At 65.1% G+C, this 16,203-nt stretch carries 13 protein-coding genes; 10 read left to right on the top strand and 3 right to left on the bottom strand.

Annotated elements, in window-relative coordinates; translation table 11 throughout:
• Nucleotides 1-2 precede the first annotated feature (2 nt).
• The 8 genes from CHX26_RS09630 (at nucleotide 3) to CHX26_RS09595 (ending at nucleotide 7,413) form a co-directional block, all read left to right on the top strand.
• Entirely contained in the window at nucleotides 3-371 is a 369-nt protein-coding gene (locus CHX26_RS09630; RefSeq protein WP_104942182.1) for a hypothetical protein, read from the top strand.
• Complete coding sequence (locus CHX26_RS09625; protein ID WP_104942181.1) at nucleotides 368-1,120, top strand: DUF4336 domain-containing protein; 753 nt, start codon at nucleotides 368-370, stop codon at nucleotides 1,118-1,120. The genes CHX26_RS09630 and CHX26_RS09625 overlap by 4 nt, the downstream gene beginning before the upstream one ends.
• Before the next feature lie 10 nt (nucleotides 1,121-1,130).
• Nucleotides 1,131-1,484: a GFA family protein gene (locus CHX26_RS09620; protein ID WP_172449775.1), complete on the top strand. Its 354-nt coding sequence runs from the start codon at nucleotides 1,131-1,133 to the stop codon at nucleotides 1,482-1,484.
• 132 nt (nucleotides 1,485-1,616) lie between these two features.
• The gene (locus CHX26_RS09615) at nucleotides 1,617-2,819 is read left to right on the top strand and encodes an IS256 family transposase (RefSeq protein ID WP_104941947.1); all 1,203 of its coding nucleotides are present in this window, start codon (nucleotides 1,617-1,619) and stop codon (nucleotides 2,817-2,819) included.
• Nucleotides 2,820-3,099: 280 nt separating this feature from the next.
• A complete protein-coding gene (locus tag CHX26_RS09610; protein WP_146107711.1) occupies nucleotides 3,100-3,534 on the top strand; it encodes a hypothetical protein in 435 nt (144 codons plus the stop codon).
• 57 nt (nucleotides 3,535-3,591) lie between these two features.
• Entirely contained in the window at nucleotides 3,592-4,122 is a 531-nt protein-coding gene (locus CHX26_RS09605) for a hypothetical protein (protein WP_104942178.1), read from the top strand.
• A 112-nt stretch (nucleotides 4,123-4,234) separates the two neighbouring features.
• On the top strand, nucleotides 4,235-6,733 hold the full coding sequence (locus tag CHX26_RS09600) for a S9 family peptidase (RefSeq protein WP_172449774.1): 2,499 nt from the start codon (nucleotides 4,235-4,237) through the stop codon (nucleotides 6,731-6,733).
• Between the two features lie 2 nt (nucleotides 6,734-6,735).
• Nucleotides 6,736-7,413 (top strand): HAD family hydrolase, encoded by a 678-nt coding sequence (locus CHX26_RS09595; RefSeq protein ID WP_335682292.1) that lies wholly within the window; start codon nucleotides 6,736-6,738, stop codon nucleotides 7,411-7,413.
• Between the two features lie 141 nt (nucleotides 7,414-7,554).
• Here CHX26_RS09595 and CHX26_RS09590 read toward each other — a convergent pair whose 3' ends face one another.
• Together CHX26_RS09590 and CHX26_RS09585 are read right to left on the bottom strand one after the other, a co-directional pair.
• Nucleotides 7,555-11,202, bottom strand: coding sequence for a DUF4132 domain-containing protein (locus CHX26_RS09590; protein WP_104942175.1), 3,648 nt, complete (start codon nucleotides 11,200-11,202; stop codon nucleotides 7,555-7,557).
• A 3-nt stretch (nucleotides 11,203-11,205) separates the two neighbouring features.
• Nucleotides 11,206-11,616, bottom strand: a complete 411-nt coding sequence (locus CHX26_RS09585; RefSeq protein WP_146107710.1) for a hypothetical protein — start codon at nucleotides 11,614-11,616, stop codon at nucleotides 11,206-11,208.
• Between the two features lie 518 nt (nucleotides 11,617-12,134).
• Here CHX26_RS09585 and CHX26_RS09580 point away from each other — a divergent pair.
• Nucleotides 12,135-12,779: a response regulator transcription factor gene (locus tag CHX26_RS09580; RefSeq protein ID WP_104942173.1), complete on the top strand. Its 645-nt coding sequence runs from the start codon at nucleotides 12,135-12,137 to the stop codon at nucleotides 12,777-12,779.
• The gene (locus CHX26_RS09575; RefSeq protein ID WP_104942172.1) at nucleotides 12,776-14,530 is read left to right on the top strand and encodes a hybrid sensor histidine kinase/response regulator; all 1,755 of its coding nucleotides are present in this window, start codon (nucleotides 12,776-12,778) and stop codon (nucleotides 14,528-14,530) included. Before CHX26_RS09580 ends, CHX26_RS09575 begins: the two co-directional genes overlap by 4 nt.
• Here the strand turns inward: CHX26_RS09575 and CHX26_RS09570 are convergent.
• Nucleotides 14,527-16,203 carry a secretion protein gene (locus tag CHX26_RS09570; RefSeq protein ID WP_104942171.1) on the bottom strand — a complete coding sequence of 559 codons (1,677 nt, stop codon included), beginning with the start codon at nucleotides 16,201-16,203 and terminating at the stop codon, nucleotides 14,527-14,529. The two genes, CHX26_RS09575 and CHX26_RS09570, sit on opposite strands and share 4 nt — an antisense overlap.

Below are 16,203 nucleotides of genomic sequence, written 5' to 3'. Positions count from 1 at the left end.
CGATGGCGCAGCGGATCGCCCTTGGCGTTTATGTCGTCTGCTTCGCTATTGGCACCATCAGCCATGCGCTGGATTTCTGGGTGTTGGGCCTAAGGCCTTACCAGGGCGCGCCGATTGTGCTGGAGGCGTTCTGGTCGTCGCTGGTGGTGCTGGACCCCATCGCCGCCGGGTTGCTGCTGTCGGGCAAGCGCCGCGCGGGGTTGGTGCTTGCAGCAATCATCATGGTATGTGACGTCGCTGCCAACGGTTACGCCTTCTTCGTGCTCGGTATCGAGGGCTTTGCGGTCGCCCTGCTCTTGCAAGCAGCGTTCCTCGGCTTTGTGCTGGGATCAATCGGCTTCCTGTGGGGTGCTGAGGAACCGGGCGCATGACCGGTGCACCGGGCTATCTGCCTTACGAACCGCAACTGATCCCGAAGACATGGGCCGAGGACATCTGGACGGTCGACGGGCCGGAGGTCGCCTATTCCCTCTGGGGCCTGACCATCCCCTGCCCGACCCGCATGACGATTATCCGCCTGCCAAGCGGCGACTTGTGGGTGCATTCCCCGGTCGCCTGCACGCCGGATCTGGTCACTGCGGTCAAGGCGCTGGGGCCGGTCGCCGCGATCATTGCCCCCAATGCGTTCCACTACACCCATCTGGCCGACTGGACGCACGCCTTTCCGCAAGCTGCGGTCTTCGGGGTCGCGGGACTGGGGACGAAGGTCCCCGGCATCGCATTCGCGGTTCTGGACGAGCACCTGCCCCAGTCCTGGTGCGAGGCCATCGACTGCCACGTGATCGCGCTCGGCAGCTTTACCGAAGCCGTGTTTCTGCATCGCGCCTCGCGCACGCTCATCGTCACCGACCTCATACAGAACTTCGAGGCCGGACGGATCCGCAACCCGCTGGTCCGGGCGGTGATGCGAATGGGCGGAGCCACTGGGCCGAACGGCAAGCCTTCGATCGAGATCAGGATCGCCGCCCTGCGCCACCGCGCGGCTCTATTCGAAGGGGTGCGACGGATGCTGGCCTGGCAGCCTTCAAGCATTATCCTTGCGCATGGAGCGTGTTATCGATCTGGTGCGGACACGGAGATTGAGCGCGCGTTCGCCATCAGGGGTCAGACAAGGTCATAAGGACAAGGCGATGAAGGGCGACCTTACAGGTGGATGTCTGTGCGTCGCGGTCCGCTACAGCCTGCGCGAGGGGTTCCGGTTTCGCCCCTATGCCTGCCATTGCACAGACTGCCAGACGCGCACCGGCGCCGCATTCAACGAGCACATGTTGTTCGCAAGGCAGGACCTCGAGATCGAGGGTGAACTGGACAGCGGCTCATACGAACAGCCCAGCGGGGCTGTCTCAACCATTTGGGGCTGTGCCAAATGCAAGGTGCGCATCTTCGCCGAGAATGACAAGCGCCCAGGCTTCGCATCACTGCGCTGCGGCACACTTGATCGAAGCGCCGAGATCGTACCGGTCGTGTCCCCGGCCGTGGTGTAGGTTCTGAGGGTTAGCGCTGCTGGCTGGCTGCGCGCTTTCGATATAGCGCTGTAGCAGCCAGCCAGCAGCGCGGGTGGTCACCGCAGTTTTCGGATAGGTTTGGGTTGCGAAGCTCGAACCTGGAGAACCACGATGACCGATTCCTTGATGCACTTGCGCGCGCTGGTCGAGAAGGCCCCCGACGCGGATATTTTGCGCGACATGATCTCGTTTGCCGCCGGGCGGTTGATGGAGATGGAGGTTGGCGGGCTGACAGGCGCTGGCCACGGTGAGAAGTCCGCTGATCGGCTTGTCCAGCGCAACGGCTATCGCGAACGCGACTGGCAGACGCGCGCTGGCACGGTAGAGCTGCGCATCCCCAAGCTTCGCAAAGGCAGTTACTTCCCCGGCTTCCTCGAGCCACGCCGGATGGCCGAACGGGCGCTGACGGCGGTGATCCAGGAAGCCTATGTGCACGGTATCTCGACCCGCTCGGTCGATGATCTGGTCAAGGCGCTGGGCATGGATGGCATTTCGAAGAGCCAGGTCAGCCGCCTGTGCGAAGAGCTCGACGAGAAGGTGAACGCCTTCCTTGATCGCCCGATCGAGGGCGACTGGCCCTACCTTTGGATCGACGCCACCTATGTCAAAGTCCGTCAGAATGGCCGGATCGTATCGGTTGCGGTTATCATCGCGGTCGGCGTCAACAGCGATGGACGCCGCGAGGTGCTGGGCATGGATATCGGGCCGTCGGAGGCCGAACCCTTCTGGACTGCGTTCCTGCGCAAACTGACGCGCCGAGGGCTGCGCGGGGTGAAGCTGGTAATCTCCGATGCGCACGAAGGCATCAAGGCGGCTGTCTCCAAGCTGCTGTGTGCTACATGGCAACGCTGCCGTGTCCACTTCATGCGCAATGCGCTGGCCCATGCCGGAAAGAGCGGTCGGCGCGTCGTGTCCGCGTTCATCGGCACCGCCTTCGCACAGGAAACGCCCGAGGCGGCCAGTCAGCAATGGCGCTCCGTTGCCGACCAGATGCGCCCAAAACTGCCAAAGCTCGCCGCTTTGATGGACGATGCCGAGCCTGACGTGCTGGCCTACATGACGTTCCCAAAGGAGCATCGGGCCAAGTTACACAGCACGAATCCCATCGAACGTTTAAACGGCGAAATCAAACGCCGCACCGAAGTCGTCGGGATCTTCCCCAACGAGGGCGCGATCAACCGCCTGATCGGCGCGATCCTCATGGAACAATCCGACGAATGGGCTGTCCAGCGGGCACGCTACATGACACTTGAAACCATGGCGCCAGTCAGCGACAATCCCATCGTCATGCTGTCAGCTGTGCCTGGCGCATGACCGGCTCAAACCGATGCCGAAATCGGCGGTAGCCCAGATAAGCTACACCACGCCGTGGGACACGATCATCGTACCGGCGGCTCACCTGTGGTTCAGCAGCAAGCAAGAATGGGTCATGCTGCCTGAGGGGGTTCCTACCCTTACAGAGCAACCACCCACGCAAGACGAATGGCTGGCACTGGCCGGTCCGGCCGCGCAATAGGCACCTGTGCGGGCGGACCGTTTTCCGGAGCCGCTGGAAGCTGCAACTCCACACAACCCCGATGTGGATCATAATGGAATGTCCGACTGGCAGAATCAGCCATTCACCCGTCATTCAGAGCAATACCTGCTATTTCCGCCCGCTTTATCGGGGGTTAGCCTTATGCAGCGACGTTGGTCGATACTCGTAGTTGCGGCCCTCATGGCCGCGGCCCCAGCAGCGGCAAAGCCTGCGGATACGGCCCAAAGCAATCTTGAGGTCCGCCTGGGTGAGACCGTCGAGATGACTATCAACGAGCAGCCCGTGCGCTTGCGCCTCGCGCCTGATGCTGTTTCCGTCCCGACCCTCAATGCCGATGCTTCGCAGCGGATCGGGCTAAAACCCAGCATGATCGGCTTCATCTATGTGATTGGCCCGGAGACAATCGGGTTCCGCACCGACAATGTACGGTATCGCGCCGGCACGGCATCATTCAAGCGACGCACCGCCTTCAGCGACCGGCAATTGACATAGGGTGCGGATGGCATCGCTGGCCCTGAGACATTCCCCTTCGCCAGCACCACATTCATCATGCGAGAAGCCCAGCCCGGTGACCGGCCGATCACCCTGCCGCTCGACACTGAAATGGGGCGCAGCCAGACAGGTGTGCGGATCGATGTCGGCGGTCGGCCGATCTACGCGGCTTTCAGTTTCGACCGGGCGGAAAGTCTGGTTACAGCGACGGGCGGCAAGTGGATCGCCGATGCGAATGGCGGACGGTTCGATAGCGAAGCGCGGGAGGCGCCGATCCTTTACGGCGTGGCTCGCCCGATCCGCTCGCTCAATCTCGAGCGTCCACTGATGCTGGCGGAGCTGGAAATCCGCAACCTTGCCGTGCGCGTGTCGGACATGGGCAATTCACGAGGGATTGCCGAGGGTCCCGCGCCCGAGGAGGATCCGAGCGAGATCATTGTCTCCGGCGAAAGCAAGGGCAAGGTCCCCAGCCAGCGGCTCTATATCGGCATGGACACGATCGGGCACTGCGCTTCGATCACCTACGATTTCGGAGCTGGAACTGTCACCCTCATGTGCCCTGATCAGCGACTCTTGCCAAATCCGTAGCCCTTGGTTCCCGGCACAGTTAAACCCCTCATAGGAAATGAGGAGAAGGCGATTGCGGTATAGTCAGCGAGCCATAACCCAGTCCTGCCTGGGGCTCGCTTCCCTTGCAGCATTGCTGGCCGCCCCCGCGGTTTCGGCGCGCCCACTGACCATTGACGATGTCCTTGCAACAGCCACCGTCGACCGCGCCGACATTGCCCCGGACGCTGAAGACATCGCAATCGCGCTGCCCCGCCCCGCTGCCCCGGGCGAGGTCTATGGGCGCAATTCCTATGAGATCGATTCCTCGCGCACCGATATCTGGCTGGTGAAGCGCGACGGATCGCAGCTGCGCCAGCTGACCGATGGCAAAGGGACCGCAGCAGGTTTCTGGTGCCCCTACTGGAGCCCCGACGGGCGGCGACTGGCGATGCTGTCGACCGCACCCGAACAAGGCGAACCGCGCGGCGGTGACAATGTCCGCCTCTACGTGTGGGAGCGCGGAACCGAGGTGCCGAGACGCGTCAGTGATCGCGCCTTGATGACACAGGTGCGCTACGGCTCGCCGCTCAACGAACTCGACTTGCGCGCTGCAGGCGCGAGCCTCCCGAATACGTGCCGCGAGAATGACGAGAACGCCCCCTTCCTGTGGCTCGGCCCGGATCGCCTGCTGGCGGTGCTGATGCCGCCCAGACAGCGCTCGGCGATGGTTGACCGCTTCGCCAAATTCCACCGCGAGACATCACAGGCAGGCGCGCAGATGCGTGCAGGCGAGGTGGCGACGGTATCGCGCTCTGACAGCAGCACGGCGGCGGCGGAGCTGGCCGAGGGGCGCTACGCGGCCGAACTGGTGATCTTCAATCTGGCTGATGGCTCGACGACGAAGCTTGGCGAGGTGCCGGCGTTCCCGATGTTCGGCGCGCTGACCATCGCCCTGTCGCCCGATGCGCGCCGCGCGGCGATCCTCGCGCCGGTTCGGGCCATCGCTCCGCACCGGCGGTCAGCAGATATGCCCAATGTCATGGCATGGGCAGTGGAGAATGCCCTGTTCATGCTCGGCCTTGGCGAACGGCCTGGTTTGCAGCGCGTCGAGACGCCGAGCGGCGCGCAATATCCGCTCGACATCATTGGATGGTCACCGGGGTCAGAATATGTTTCCCTGCGCGCGCGGGCTGCGGCGGAGGCGACATTGGCGAGCCTCTGGACCCTTGCCGCGAGCGACCTAGCGCTGACCGCCCCAGCCCCCGGTCTGACCTTCGATGACGCCGTGCCAGCGCATTGGCGCGAGACATCCTATGCGCTCTGGGCCGACCGGACACGGATTCTGGCGCGGGATGCCAAGGCAGTCAGCGGTTGGCGGCTCATCGATGTGCGCACTGGCCGGATGGAGGAAGTCAAAGGTAGCGTCGAAGGGCTTGCGGGTCTGCGAACCTCGGCCAAGGGCCAGATCATCGGGCGGAGCAAGGCCCGTCCTGTCCGCTTCGACCCCGCCGCACGCCGGTTCGTGCCATGGCAGGGTTCCAGCGCAACGAGTTGCAGCAGCGCGGCACGGCTCGTCACTGAGCGGAAAGACGGGAACGCAACCTACAGCCTCTGGAACAGCGATGGCCCGCGCCCGGCCAGCATTACGCTCCCGCCATCCGCCAGACTGCTCGATCATGATTGCAGCGGGATCGTCTGGGCCGAGAATGGGTTTGAAGGCAGCGCCGTGAATTTCACCCCGTGGGACAATCCCGCCTTGCCCCGTGCCCTGATGCGGCACAACCAGCACCTTGCCGATATCGCATGGGGCGAGCGGCGCATGATCGATTATCGCCACGCCGATGGCACCGCGCTGAAGATGGCGGTGCTGTTTCCTGCCGATTACGATCCCGCGCGACGATATCCGACGCTGATGTGGGTCTATGGCGGCTACAGCCCATCCGGGATGGACGACTACTTCCTCGATCCGCACATGCCGGGTCTCTACAATCTTCAGCTCTATGCGAGCCGCGGTTATGTCGTCGCCATTCCCGCCATGCCGATCCCGCGCGGCGAGGCACCGGGCGAGCCGCTTGCCGCGTTCCCCGGCGGCGTCCTTCCGGCCATCGACAAGCTGGTGGAGCTCGGCATCACCGATAACGACCGCGTAGGCGTGTTCGGCCAGAGCTTCGGCGGTTACACCGTCAGCGCGCTGGTGGCGCAGACCGACCGCTTCAGGGCAGGGGCTGCGATTGCGGGGGCAACCGACATCGCCACCAATTACGGCGCGTTCGACCCGGCGGCGCGGGGCTGGCCTGGCATAGAGCAGGACATGGCCGCCAACGGCCCGATCTATGAAAGCGGGCTCAGTTTCAGGATCGACCCTGCCACCGATCCCGCGCTTTATCACCGCAACTCGCCCCTCACTTTCGCCGACCGGATCCACACACCGCTGCTGCTGATCCATGGGGAGCTCGACACGCGCGCGCCGCTGTCACAGCCAGAGGCGCTGTATTCGCTGCTGCGCCGAAAGGGCCGCCCGGCAAGGCTGCTGCGCTATTGGGGCGAGAACCACGCGCTCGCCAATTCGCCAGCCAACATCCGCGACATCACGCGCGAGCTTATCGACTGGTTCGACCTCCACCTGAAAGATGCGGGGCGCTCCAAGTAGTCGTGGGACGAGCCCTTTCTCCCCGCCTTCCCCAGGCTGTCATCTTCGACATGGATGGCCTGATCTTCGACACCGAAGCCTTTTATCAGAAGGCCCTGCTGGGATTGGCCCACGAACGGGGCATGACCGCGATAACGCAGCCGATCGTCGATCAGACGATAGGCCTTTCGTGGAGCAGCACGCGTGTCCTGCTTGCGCGAGTCCTGCCGGGCAATGTCGACATTGATGCATTCATCGGGGCATGGACCGAGCATTACAATGCAATGGCAGCGCGTGAGTTGTCGCTGAAGCCGGGCGTGACCGAACTGCTCGATGCGCTCGAAGCCCGCGACATTCCACGGGCGGTCGCAACCGGATCACACCGTGATGTCGCCCTGCGCCATCTCACCGATTTCGCCTTGCACCATCGGTTTCATACCATCGTGACCAAGGAGGACTGCATAAACGGGAAACCGGACCCAGAGCCCTTCCTGACCAGTGCGGCATACCTTCAGGTCGAACCTGCTTCTTGCTGGGCGCTGGAAGACTCGCTGAACGGGATCCGATCGGCGCATGATGCCGGGATGGAGACGATCATGATCCCGGACCTCTTTGCACCTGACGCAGATACTAGGGCACTTTGCTGCCACATCGCAGCTTCGCTCCATGAGGTTGTCTCTTTGATCGAAGATCGCAGCTAAGCGACGCGCGGAAAGGGACGCGACCTCGAGTAGGGTCGATGCGAAAGCAGGGAAGCGGCATGTCGGCTTTGCCCCGATCCTGAAAAATTCCTACCCTTCGGCAAACGACCCCATTTCCGCCTAAAGCAGAGCACGGGCAGATCAGCGAATTTGCGCCAGGATGACCGGATCGGTGATCTTGTCGTCGGCAGCCAACAACACGGCCTTCGACAGGATCAGCGAAAGGATGCGGTCGCCTTCGAAAGGTAGCCAGATCTTGCCTGTCGGCCCCTCACCCGACGGCACAATGCACAGATGCCGCGACCCGCAGAACGCTCCGCCCGCGCCGAGGTGGATCGAATAGGCATTGAGCTTGCCGCGCACGTGGAGGAACCGGTCGTCGAGCGACAGGCGGTCGGCAATTCTTAGGCGTGGGATGATCCTTGCAAGGATCGCCCTGCGGCTCTGTCCTGATTGTTCGAGCGGGGCGCTGTTCGCGTCGTGCCAGTAGACATAGGTCCGGCGACGCCAATCGTTCGTCACCTCGGCATCGGCGCCGCGGTCGATCCATTCGGGATCGTTCCCGATCGAGGCGATTGCGGTAAACAGGTCGCCGCAGCGCATCACCTCGGAGAACACAATCGGCGGCAGCGTCTCGAGCGCGATGGATTCGCCTTCGTAGGCACGGTTCGCGTCGCGCCCGTTGCCGCCGCGAGCGCGGTGGAACAGCATCCGGTCGGTGGTGATGTAGGTAAACGCCCCGCCCGGTGAGAAGTCGGCACCGGGCAAGCCTTCGAGCCAGTAGGAGGCGACGAGTCCGTGAGCCGGGATGGGGAGCTGCCAGGGCGTACTGCGCGAACTGTCGAACCCGGTCTGGTGGGTCGCGCTCCAGCCGTTCGCCCGCGCCAGTTCCATCGCCTGGTGCTGGCGTAGGATATGGCCCGACCAACGGTTGGTGTAGGTCCGCGTCGTTCGCTCGGCATCGGTGAGCAGATAGACCTCGCGCCAGACCTGCGGGAAGGGCTGCTGGAGTCCCGCTTGCTCCAGCCGGTCGCGCCATGCCTCGATCTCGGGGAGCGAGGCTTCGATCGGGTGCCACAGGCGAACGCGAGCGGCGGGGTTGGGGGTGATGGGCTTGTCGTCGAGTCCGCGAAGCACCGTGCCGCGCGCCTCGGGTATCACCGCGACCTTGTCGCCTTCGCCTTCGCCTACGCCAACCCACCACACCAGCCGCTGCGCCAACGCGCCCAGCAGCGGGTGTTCGGCATAGCGGCGCCGCCACTGGTCGAGCGGCCATTCGCGGTTTTCGAGATAGAGCCGCTGCAACCTCGCGGTCTGCACGGTGATGTCGGCCTTGATCTCGGTCACCTGTGCGCGGAATGCCTTGAGCGCGGCGGCATCGGCCTTCATCCCGGCAGAGGCCGACTTCACGGCCTGGCCACTTGCGGCAATCCACGTCACCTCGACCTTGCTGCCGTTCAGCCGCACGATGCCCTTCCCGTCTCCGATCGGTCGGGTCAGCGTTCCTTCGGCGTCCAGCCCGTGAACCGGCACGATCAGCTCGTCCAGCTCGCCGCGGGTTATCTTGGCGGCCTTGGCGGCAGCGTCGAAGCGCTTGTCGATAAAGCCCTTGATCTTCGGATAGTTCACGCGGTTCTGGACCCGCGCCATATAGCGGATGCCTGCGCCTGCGGGCATTTCGCTCAGGGCGATAATGCAGGCATTGCCCATCCGCTCGTCACGGAAGCCGGCGGTCCCGTGGTGGCCGCGTTCCTTGATGTAGCAATGCCGGAGCGCGAACGTCGCCAGCCGCGGGCCGAACATCGCAGGGTCAAGTCCGCTCGCCAACAGCACCAGCGTGCGCAGGGCCGCATCCCCGCGCATGTCGACAATCGTGTCGATCGGGCGCTCCATCAACCGGTCGAGCATCTGCGCGATCAGTTCGGGCGGCACGCCCTCCAGCGCGGCATGGCCTTCCTTCAGCCACGCCTTGCTCGGCTTGCTCTCCCCCCGGATGGTCGACGTGAGTGTGCTGAGTTGCCGCGCCTGTTCGGGATAGGCGGTAACGAAGGGAGCATAAACCTTCAGGCGTTGTTCCAGCTGCGCGCCCAGCCGGGCGGTGTCGGCCAGGAACCAGTCGTTGAACCGCACGCCGGGAAAGCCGTTGGCACCAACCACTTTCGCCAGTGTCGCAGGGGAACGGTCGCCGCCGCTGTCGTGATGGTGCTGAAGCGCGGCTTGCAGTGTGGCCAAACGTCCGATCAGATCGCGGTGCGCCTCATCGTAAAGCCGGGCGTCGAACAGGTTCTCGAAATGCTCGCGCAGCCCGTAGGAGCAACTGTAGGCGTCGAAATCGAGTTCAGGCAGCGGCAGCGGCGGCAGGCCTGCAAGCGGGCTCGCCGCAGCGGCCCCCGCCGTCTGTTTGCCGTTGGGCAGGAAGCGTATCGCATCCTCGATCTCGACCCGGAATTCCCTGAACGGATGATGCTCGCCCGGATCGCGGATAAAGGCGAGCAAGGCGGCGGCAGTCTGGCCTGTCGGGTGCTGTTTGGCAGTATCGAGAAACAGGCCGAGGAACTTGCGGTCGCGCAGCGTTCCCAGCTTGGGCAGCAGGTCGAACATCCGCGCCAGCGTGGCATCTGCATGGGGCAGGTCGATGGCACGGCGGGTAAGCCCAAGGAACAGCCCGCCCAGCTGGAACGGTATCTCCTGATAGACAACGCCGAAGCGATAAACGCCTTTCTCCCTTTGGAGCTGCCCCCAATGGGTAAAGCCGAACCTTGCGGGGTCGGTCAGCACGTCAAGTAGCTGGACGAAGATCGTGCCGCGCTCCTGCGGCGAAAGCGCGCGCAGGGCTTCGGTCTCGGCGGTCTTGGAGTGGAGCATCGCCGTTCCGCCATCGAGCAGCGCGAACAGCGCATCGGCGGCGGCGGGGTGGAGCTCCGCTGCGATGGCCGCCCGGATTGCATCGAGCCGCGCGCCTTCCTCGGCCGCCGCCACCAGTTCGGGGATGTCCGCTGCGTCGAGCGGGGTTTCCTCGATCAGCTTTTCGGTCAGCTTCACCACATCGCTGAAGCGCACCGTGTCGCCTCCGAACCCGGCGGACAGGGCCGCGATCAAGGCAGGCTTCCACTTGGGCCAGCCATCGGCGGCCGCTGCCTTGACGATGGTGCGGTAGTGGTAATCGAACGGCGACATGTAATCGTTCACGCCGCTCGCGATCAGCGCCCCCATCGCGGTGAGCGCCTTGCGCATCTGCGCATCGCTGAAGGCGGGCTCGTAGCCGACCTTCTTCCACGCCGCATGATGCGCCCCGTCGAAGGCCGCATTCAGCCGCCGCAATTCGCCTTCGGGATTGGGCAGGCCGCGGCGTGCTGGCAGACGGGCGTAGAGATCCAGCGCTATGTCGATCGGATCGCCGCTCGCCAGCGCATGGTCGAGCGCGGCCTGATCGCGCTCGCCACGCGCGGCGTCCCATGCGGAACCATCCTTTGCGCGGTTGAGCAGATATTGCCGCATCGCCTTGTTCTCCAAGCCGAGCACGCTCGGCAGCAGGCGTTTGGCGCGGGCGTCCATCGGTTCCGTGGCATCCCATGCGCCCGGGCTGAAGGCGGGGACAGTTGCCTTGCCCCCTCGGGAGGAGGGCGGATGGCCTTCCGCTACGGGCGCTGCGGCCTCGGCTGCACCGGCACGGCGCAACCGATCGCGGCGTGCTTCTGTCATTGCCGCGACTTCCGACAGGATTTCCTGCACTTGCGGCGCCTGTTCGGCCGCACTGATGAAAGCGCGCATAATGCGATTGAACAGCATTGCTCAGCCTCCCCGCAGCGGCGTAAGCAGCAGGAAGGTCGCCTGCCTGACCGAGGTGAGATCAATCACCTGATCGAGATCTTCAGCCTGCCGATTGTCGAGCAGCACGTAGAAGCGCCCTTGTTCGAAGGCCTGTTCGGCGACACGCCGCTGGCGCTGACCATATGCGGCGTCGGGAGCTGCGCACTCATCGCCCAACATCGCTTCCGCCAGCGATGAACGGCGGCAGCCGGCATTGCGTTGCTCCTCCTCGGCGGTGCGCGTGACAGTGTAGGAGCCGATCTTGCGCTGTGCTTCGATCCGCGCGAGCTCCAACCGAACGCGTTGGTGGATCAGATCGCGGACCGTGATGGTCGGGCGGACGAAATCAATCCGCGCAAAGTCGGAGGCGATCCCGCAAAACTCGTCGTTCACGTCAAGAAACATGGCAACCCTCGCAAGCTGAGGATTGAGCAGTACCAATCAGCAGTTTCAATTGGATAAACGCGCAGATGCCCTCTGCCATGCCACAGCAAGGCCGCACCGGTCAGCGCGCCGAGGATGACGAAGCTCGACAGCAAACCCGCCGTTCACCTTTCCACCCATTCCCGGCTATGAGCCGGGCCGCGGCTCGATCCCGAAAGCTGTATGGCGGCTTCGCCCCTCTTCCGAAAAACTGCTGCCGCTCCGGAATCGACCCCCAAGCGGTCATCAGCACGGTGACAGCGAAGTACGAATTGTAAGGATGCTGATACCAATTGATCGTGCGGTCCGGGGTTTATTGAAACCCGCCCGCACATGCATGCAGACGCGCGACCTGGGCTGGGCGCACGCCCGAGGCCGGATGTTTGCAGAAGCAATGATCGCACAGGTCTTCGTAAATCCGCGAGTTGCCTTTCCTGCGTGCAGCAAATACCCTGTGAGACAGGGGTTTGGGGGCGGTCTGCTGCTGTATGCGGGTAATTATTTGTGATGATCATCCGATCGTCGCGGCAGCGATGGGGATGACGATCGAGACGATGTTCCGGGCGACGGTCGAGATTACGGATTGTTGCGCCCGGGCGCTCGAACTGGCGCGCGAGGCGGGGCCGTTCGACTTGATGCTGCTCGATCTGCACATTCCTGACGAGGATCCCTTCGCCAACCTGCGCGCCGCGCGCGCGGCCTTGCCGGACACGCTTATCGTGGTGTTCTCCGGCAGCGAGGATGCGGCGCATCTGCGGCTTGCGCTGGAGCTGGATGTGCGCGGCTTCATTCCAAAATCTTCCAACCCGGAAGTGATCGAAGCTGCGCTGCGACTGGTGCTGGCGGGCGGGCGCTACCTGCCCGACCCGGTCCGCATGATGGCGCTGGCGGGGCCTGCGGGCGAACTCCGTCCGCGCGAAAGCCTCTACCCGGGGCCCGCGCGCGACTTGACCGAACGGCAGATCGAGGTCCTGCGGATGCTCGCAGGCGGAGCGGAGAACAAGCAGATCGCGCGCGCCCTCGGCATCTCGCCCTACACGGTGAAGGCGCATGTGGCGCAGGTCCTTCAACTCCTCGGCGCCAGCAATCGCACCCAGGCTGTCGATATCGCACGGCGTCAGGGCGTGATTTGAGCGGCCAGCGCGACCTGATCCACGAGGAAGTGCGGGCGACCGAATCCCGCATCGAATTCGGCATTGCCGGCTTGCTTGCGCTGCTGGTGGGCGGGACGCTGGCCTATGTCCATTCGCTGTTCGCGCCGCTCATGCCGCCACGCGACCTGTGGCTCTGGACCGGATCGACCGCACTGGTAACCGCGATCATGATCGTGGTGCCGCTGGCCTTCTATCGCCGCAAACCCGATGCCGCCGAGATTGCGCGGTTCTGGTCGCCGCTGGGCAAGGTGGTGGCGGTGCTGTTCGATCTGGCGGTTGCTTCGAGCGTGTGGGTGCTGCTGCCCTATGCCTCCGAGCCGCTGCAATTGCTGATGGTGATCTTCTATTCGGCTGCGATCAGCGGACAGGTGATTGCCACGGCAGAATCGATCGGCACGATCATCTTCGGCGTCATCGCGGTGTTCGGATCGGCGGCGCTGTTCTTCTTCAACTCCGAGACAGTCTATGCGACTTCGCTGGCGATCTTCCTGCTGGCGTTCGGCGGGTTGATGATCGGGACGGCGTTCGTGCTGAAGCAGGCGATCCGCTCGGCGGTGACGCAGGGCCTGCGCGCCGAGGCGATTTCGCAGGATCTCGCCCGAGCGCTGGCCGAGACCGAGGCCGAGCGCGATGTCCGCACGCGCTTTATCGCGGCGGCCTCGCATGATCTGCGGCAGCCCCTGCAGGCGGCTGTGCTGTTCTTCAGCCAGTTGCAGCGCACCAGCGACGAACAGCGCCGTGCGCGCGCCGCCGACGGGGTGGAGCGCGGGCTGGCCGAGGCGATGGTGATGCTCGAAGGCATGGCCGAACATCTGAGGCTGGAAAGCGGCACGCTGCTCGCCGATTGCCAGCCGGTCGCGCTGGCCGGTCTGCTTGACGCGCTGGCGCTCGAACTGGCTCCTGCGGCGCGGCGGGCAGGAATCGATCTGCGCGCCGCGCGCAGCACGGCGGCGGTGCGCGCCGATCCCGCGCTGCTGACCCGCATCCTACGCAATCTCGTCACCAATGCCCTGCTCCATTCGCGCGGCACCCGGGTGCGGGTGCTGGTGCGGCGGCGGGGGGAGCGTCTCGCAATAATGGTCGCCGATGACGGCGTGGGCATCGCGGCGGACGAGGCCGAGGCGCTGTTTCTACCCTATACCCAGGGCGCGGGCTCGCGGCGGCTTGGGCATGGGTCGGGGCTGGGGCTGGCGATTGCGCGCGAGATGGCGCACCTGATGGACGGCGGGCTGACGTTCGAACCGCGTTGGACGGGGGGCAGTGCCTTCGTGCTCGATCTGCCGGCGGCGGAACTTGGAGGAGCCGAGGTGGCGCGTGGATCGCAGACCGCCACAGGCCTCTCGCTGGCGGGGCTCGCCGTGCTGCTGGTCGAGGACCGCGCCGATACCCGGCAGGCGATGACGCAGCTGTTGCGCCAGCACGGCGCCGAGGTTGCCAGCTTCGCCAATTCGCGCGAGGTCGCCGCCGCGCTGGAAACGGGCCTGCGTCCGGCGGCGGTGATTACCGACTGGCACCTTGACCACGAGGATAGCGGGGCCGAGGTCGTCGCGCTGGTGCGCCGCCATGCCCCCGCAGCCCAAGTGCTGGTGATGAGCGGCGATGCAACGCTGGCGACCGAAAAGCAGGTCGCCGCCAGCGGATGTCCGCTGCTACTCAAGCCGCTGCCGGAGCAGGCCGTGCTGGCGGCGCTGGCAGCGCTGGCGCAGGCCCGCACGGCGGCGAAAGACTAGATTCTGCCCGGGACGACCAGATCGTCGATCATCTGCTGCGCCGCGGGCTTGGCCGCCGGGAAGGTGGTGGACACATCCCCGCGCTGCATCCGGGTGAAGAACCGCACCCGCCCGAGCGCCGCTGTTGTGGCATCGGCGTTGCTGACGGGATCGATAACCTCGGTCCACAGCCGCGCAAGACTGGCCGCCGCATCGCCGCGCGCCCAGGCACGACCCGGGGCGACCATCGGCCGCGCCGGGGTGACCAGCACCATCACCGAATCGCGCCGCTGCAAGGTGTTGCGCTCGTTGAAGGCGTTGCCGATCAGCGGAATATCGCCCAGCCCCGGCGTCTTGGAATAGGTCCGGTCCTCAACCGCTTCGTTGAGACCCGACAGCAGCAACGTCTCGCCGAAGCCGATTTCGGCGGTGGCGACCACGCGCTGGCGGAAGGTGGTGAGCGCCTCGGCAAAAGTGCCCGCCGGATCGGAGGTGAGGAAGCTGCGCCCGGCCTCGATCCGCACCCGCGTGCCGGTCGGGGTGATCTCGACCGGCGTGACCTTGAGATCTACCCCGACATCGATCTGTTCGAGAATGGCCGCATTGACCCCGCCAATCGCGACCTTCAGCGTGCGCCCGATGAAGAACTCGCTCTGCTCGCCGCGATAGGCGGTCAGCTGCGGGCGGGCGACGACCGAGTAGAATTGCCCGCCACGGTTGAACAGGTTGAGGTTGTAGTTGATCTGCGGAACCGTGATCGAGCCGGTCAGCACCCGCTGGTAATTATTGCCGGTGCGGATGCCGTTGTCGGTCGAGATCGTGCGGGTGGTGTTGCGGCCCGCGCCATATTGCAGGCTCAGCCCGTCAAGCAGGTTGAACCCGCTGCGTTCGCGCCGGGTGTTCTGCGACAGGATGATGGCGACATCGAGCGAGATCTGGTCAGGCGCCAGCTCGGTTGCCGGCAGCTCGTCTCCGGTGGCGGTATAGGTATCGAGAGGGGCGGTCTGGAGCAGTTCCTCGACGCGCGGGGCGGTGTCGCTGGCCACGGCGGGGAAGGCATCGGTCAGCGCGGCGAGGTGGGCGCGGGCGGTATCGCCTTCGCCATTGGCCGCCGCCGCCAGCGCCGCCAGCCGCAGGTTCTCGCCATTCGCTCCGGGATCGAGCGCCGCCGCGCGGCCTGCGGCGAGGCTTGCGAGGGCAGTGTCGCCGCTCATGTAGGCCGCCGCCGCGACCGCCGACAGGGTTGGACCGTCACGCGGGCGCAGCAACGCCGCGCGCGAGAAGAAAGACAGCGCCTCGTCATACTTGCCCTGATCGAAGGCCGCGCGGCCAGCCATCGCCGCAGGCCAGTACAGCCCCGGCTCGCTCCGCATGGCTATGTCATATCCTGCCAGCGCCAGATCAAGCGCCTGCGGGTCGCGGTCGGCGGCGAGCTGGTAGGACAGGCCGAGCAGCGCCTGCACTGTGCCGTTGCGCGGCTGGCGCGAGGCGAGTTCCGACAGCGATTGCGCCGCCGCCGCCGGATCATTGGCGCGCAGGGCCGCAACGCCGCGTTCCAGCAGGGTATCGGCGGCGACCAGCGACAGATCGCCCGGCGCCTCGGACTTGCGCTGGCGGCCAGCCTCGGCGGCTTGCGGCATGGCGAGCGATAGCATCAAGGCCGCCGCGAGGGCGGGGCGGAGCGGCAAGGACAT

Source organism: Porphyrobacter sp. HT-58-2 (assembly GCF_002952215.1).
Taxonomy (GTDB): Bacteria; Pseudomonadota; Alphaproteobacteria; order Sphingomonadales; family Sphingomonadaceae; genus Erythrobacter.
The sequence above is the reverse complement of the archived record's forward strand: the minus strand, read 5'-3'. Positions and strand labels throughout refer to the sequence as shown.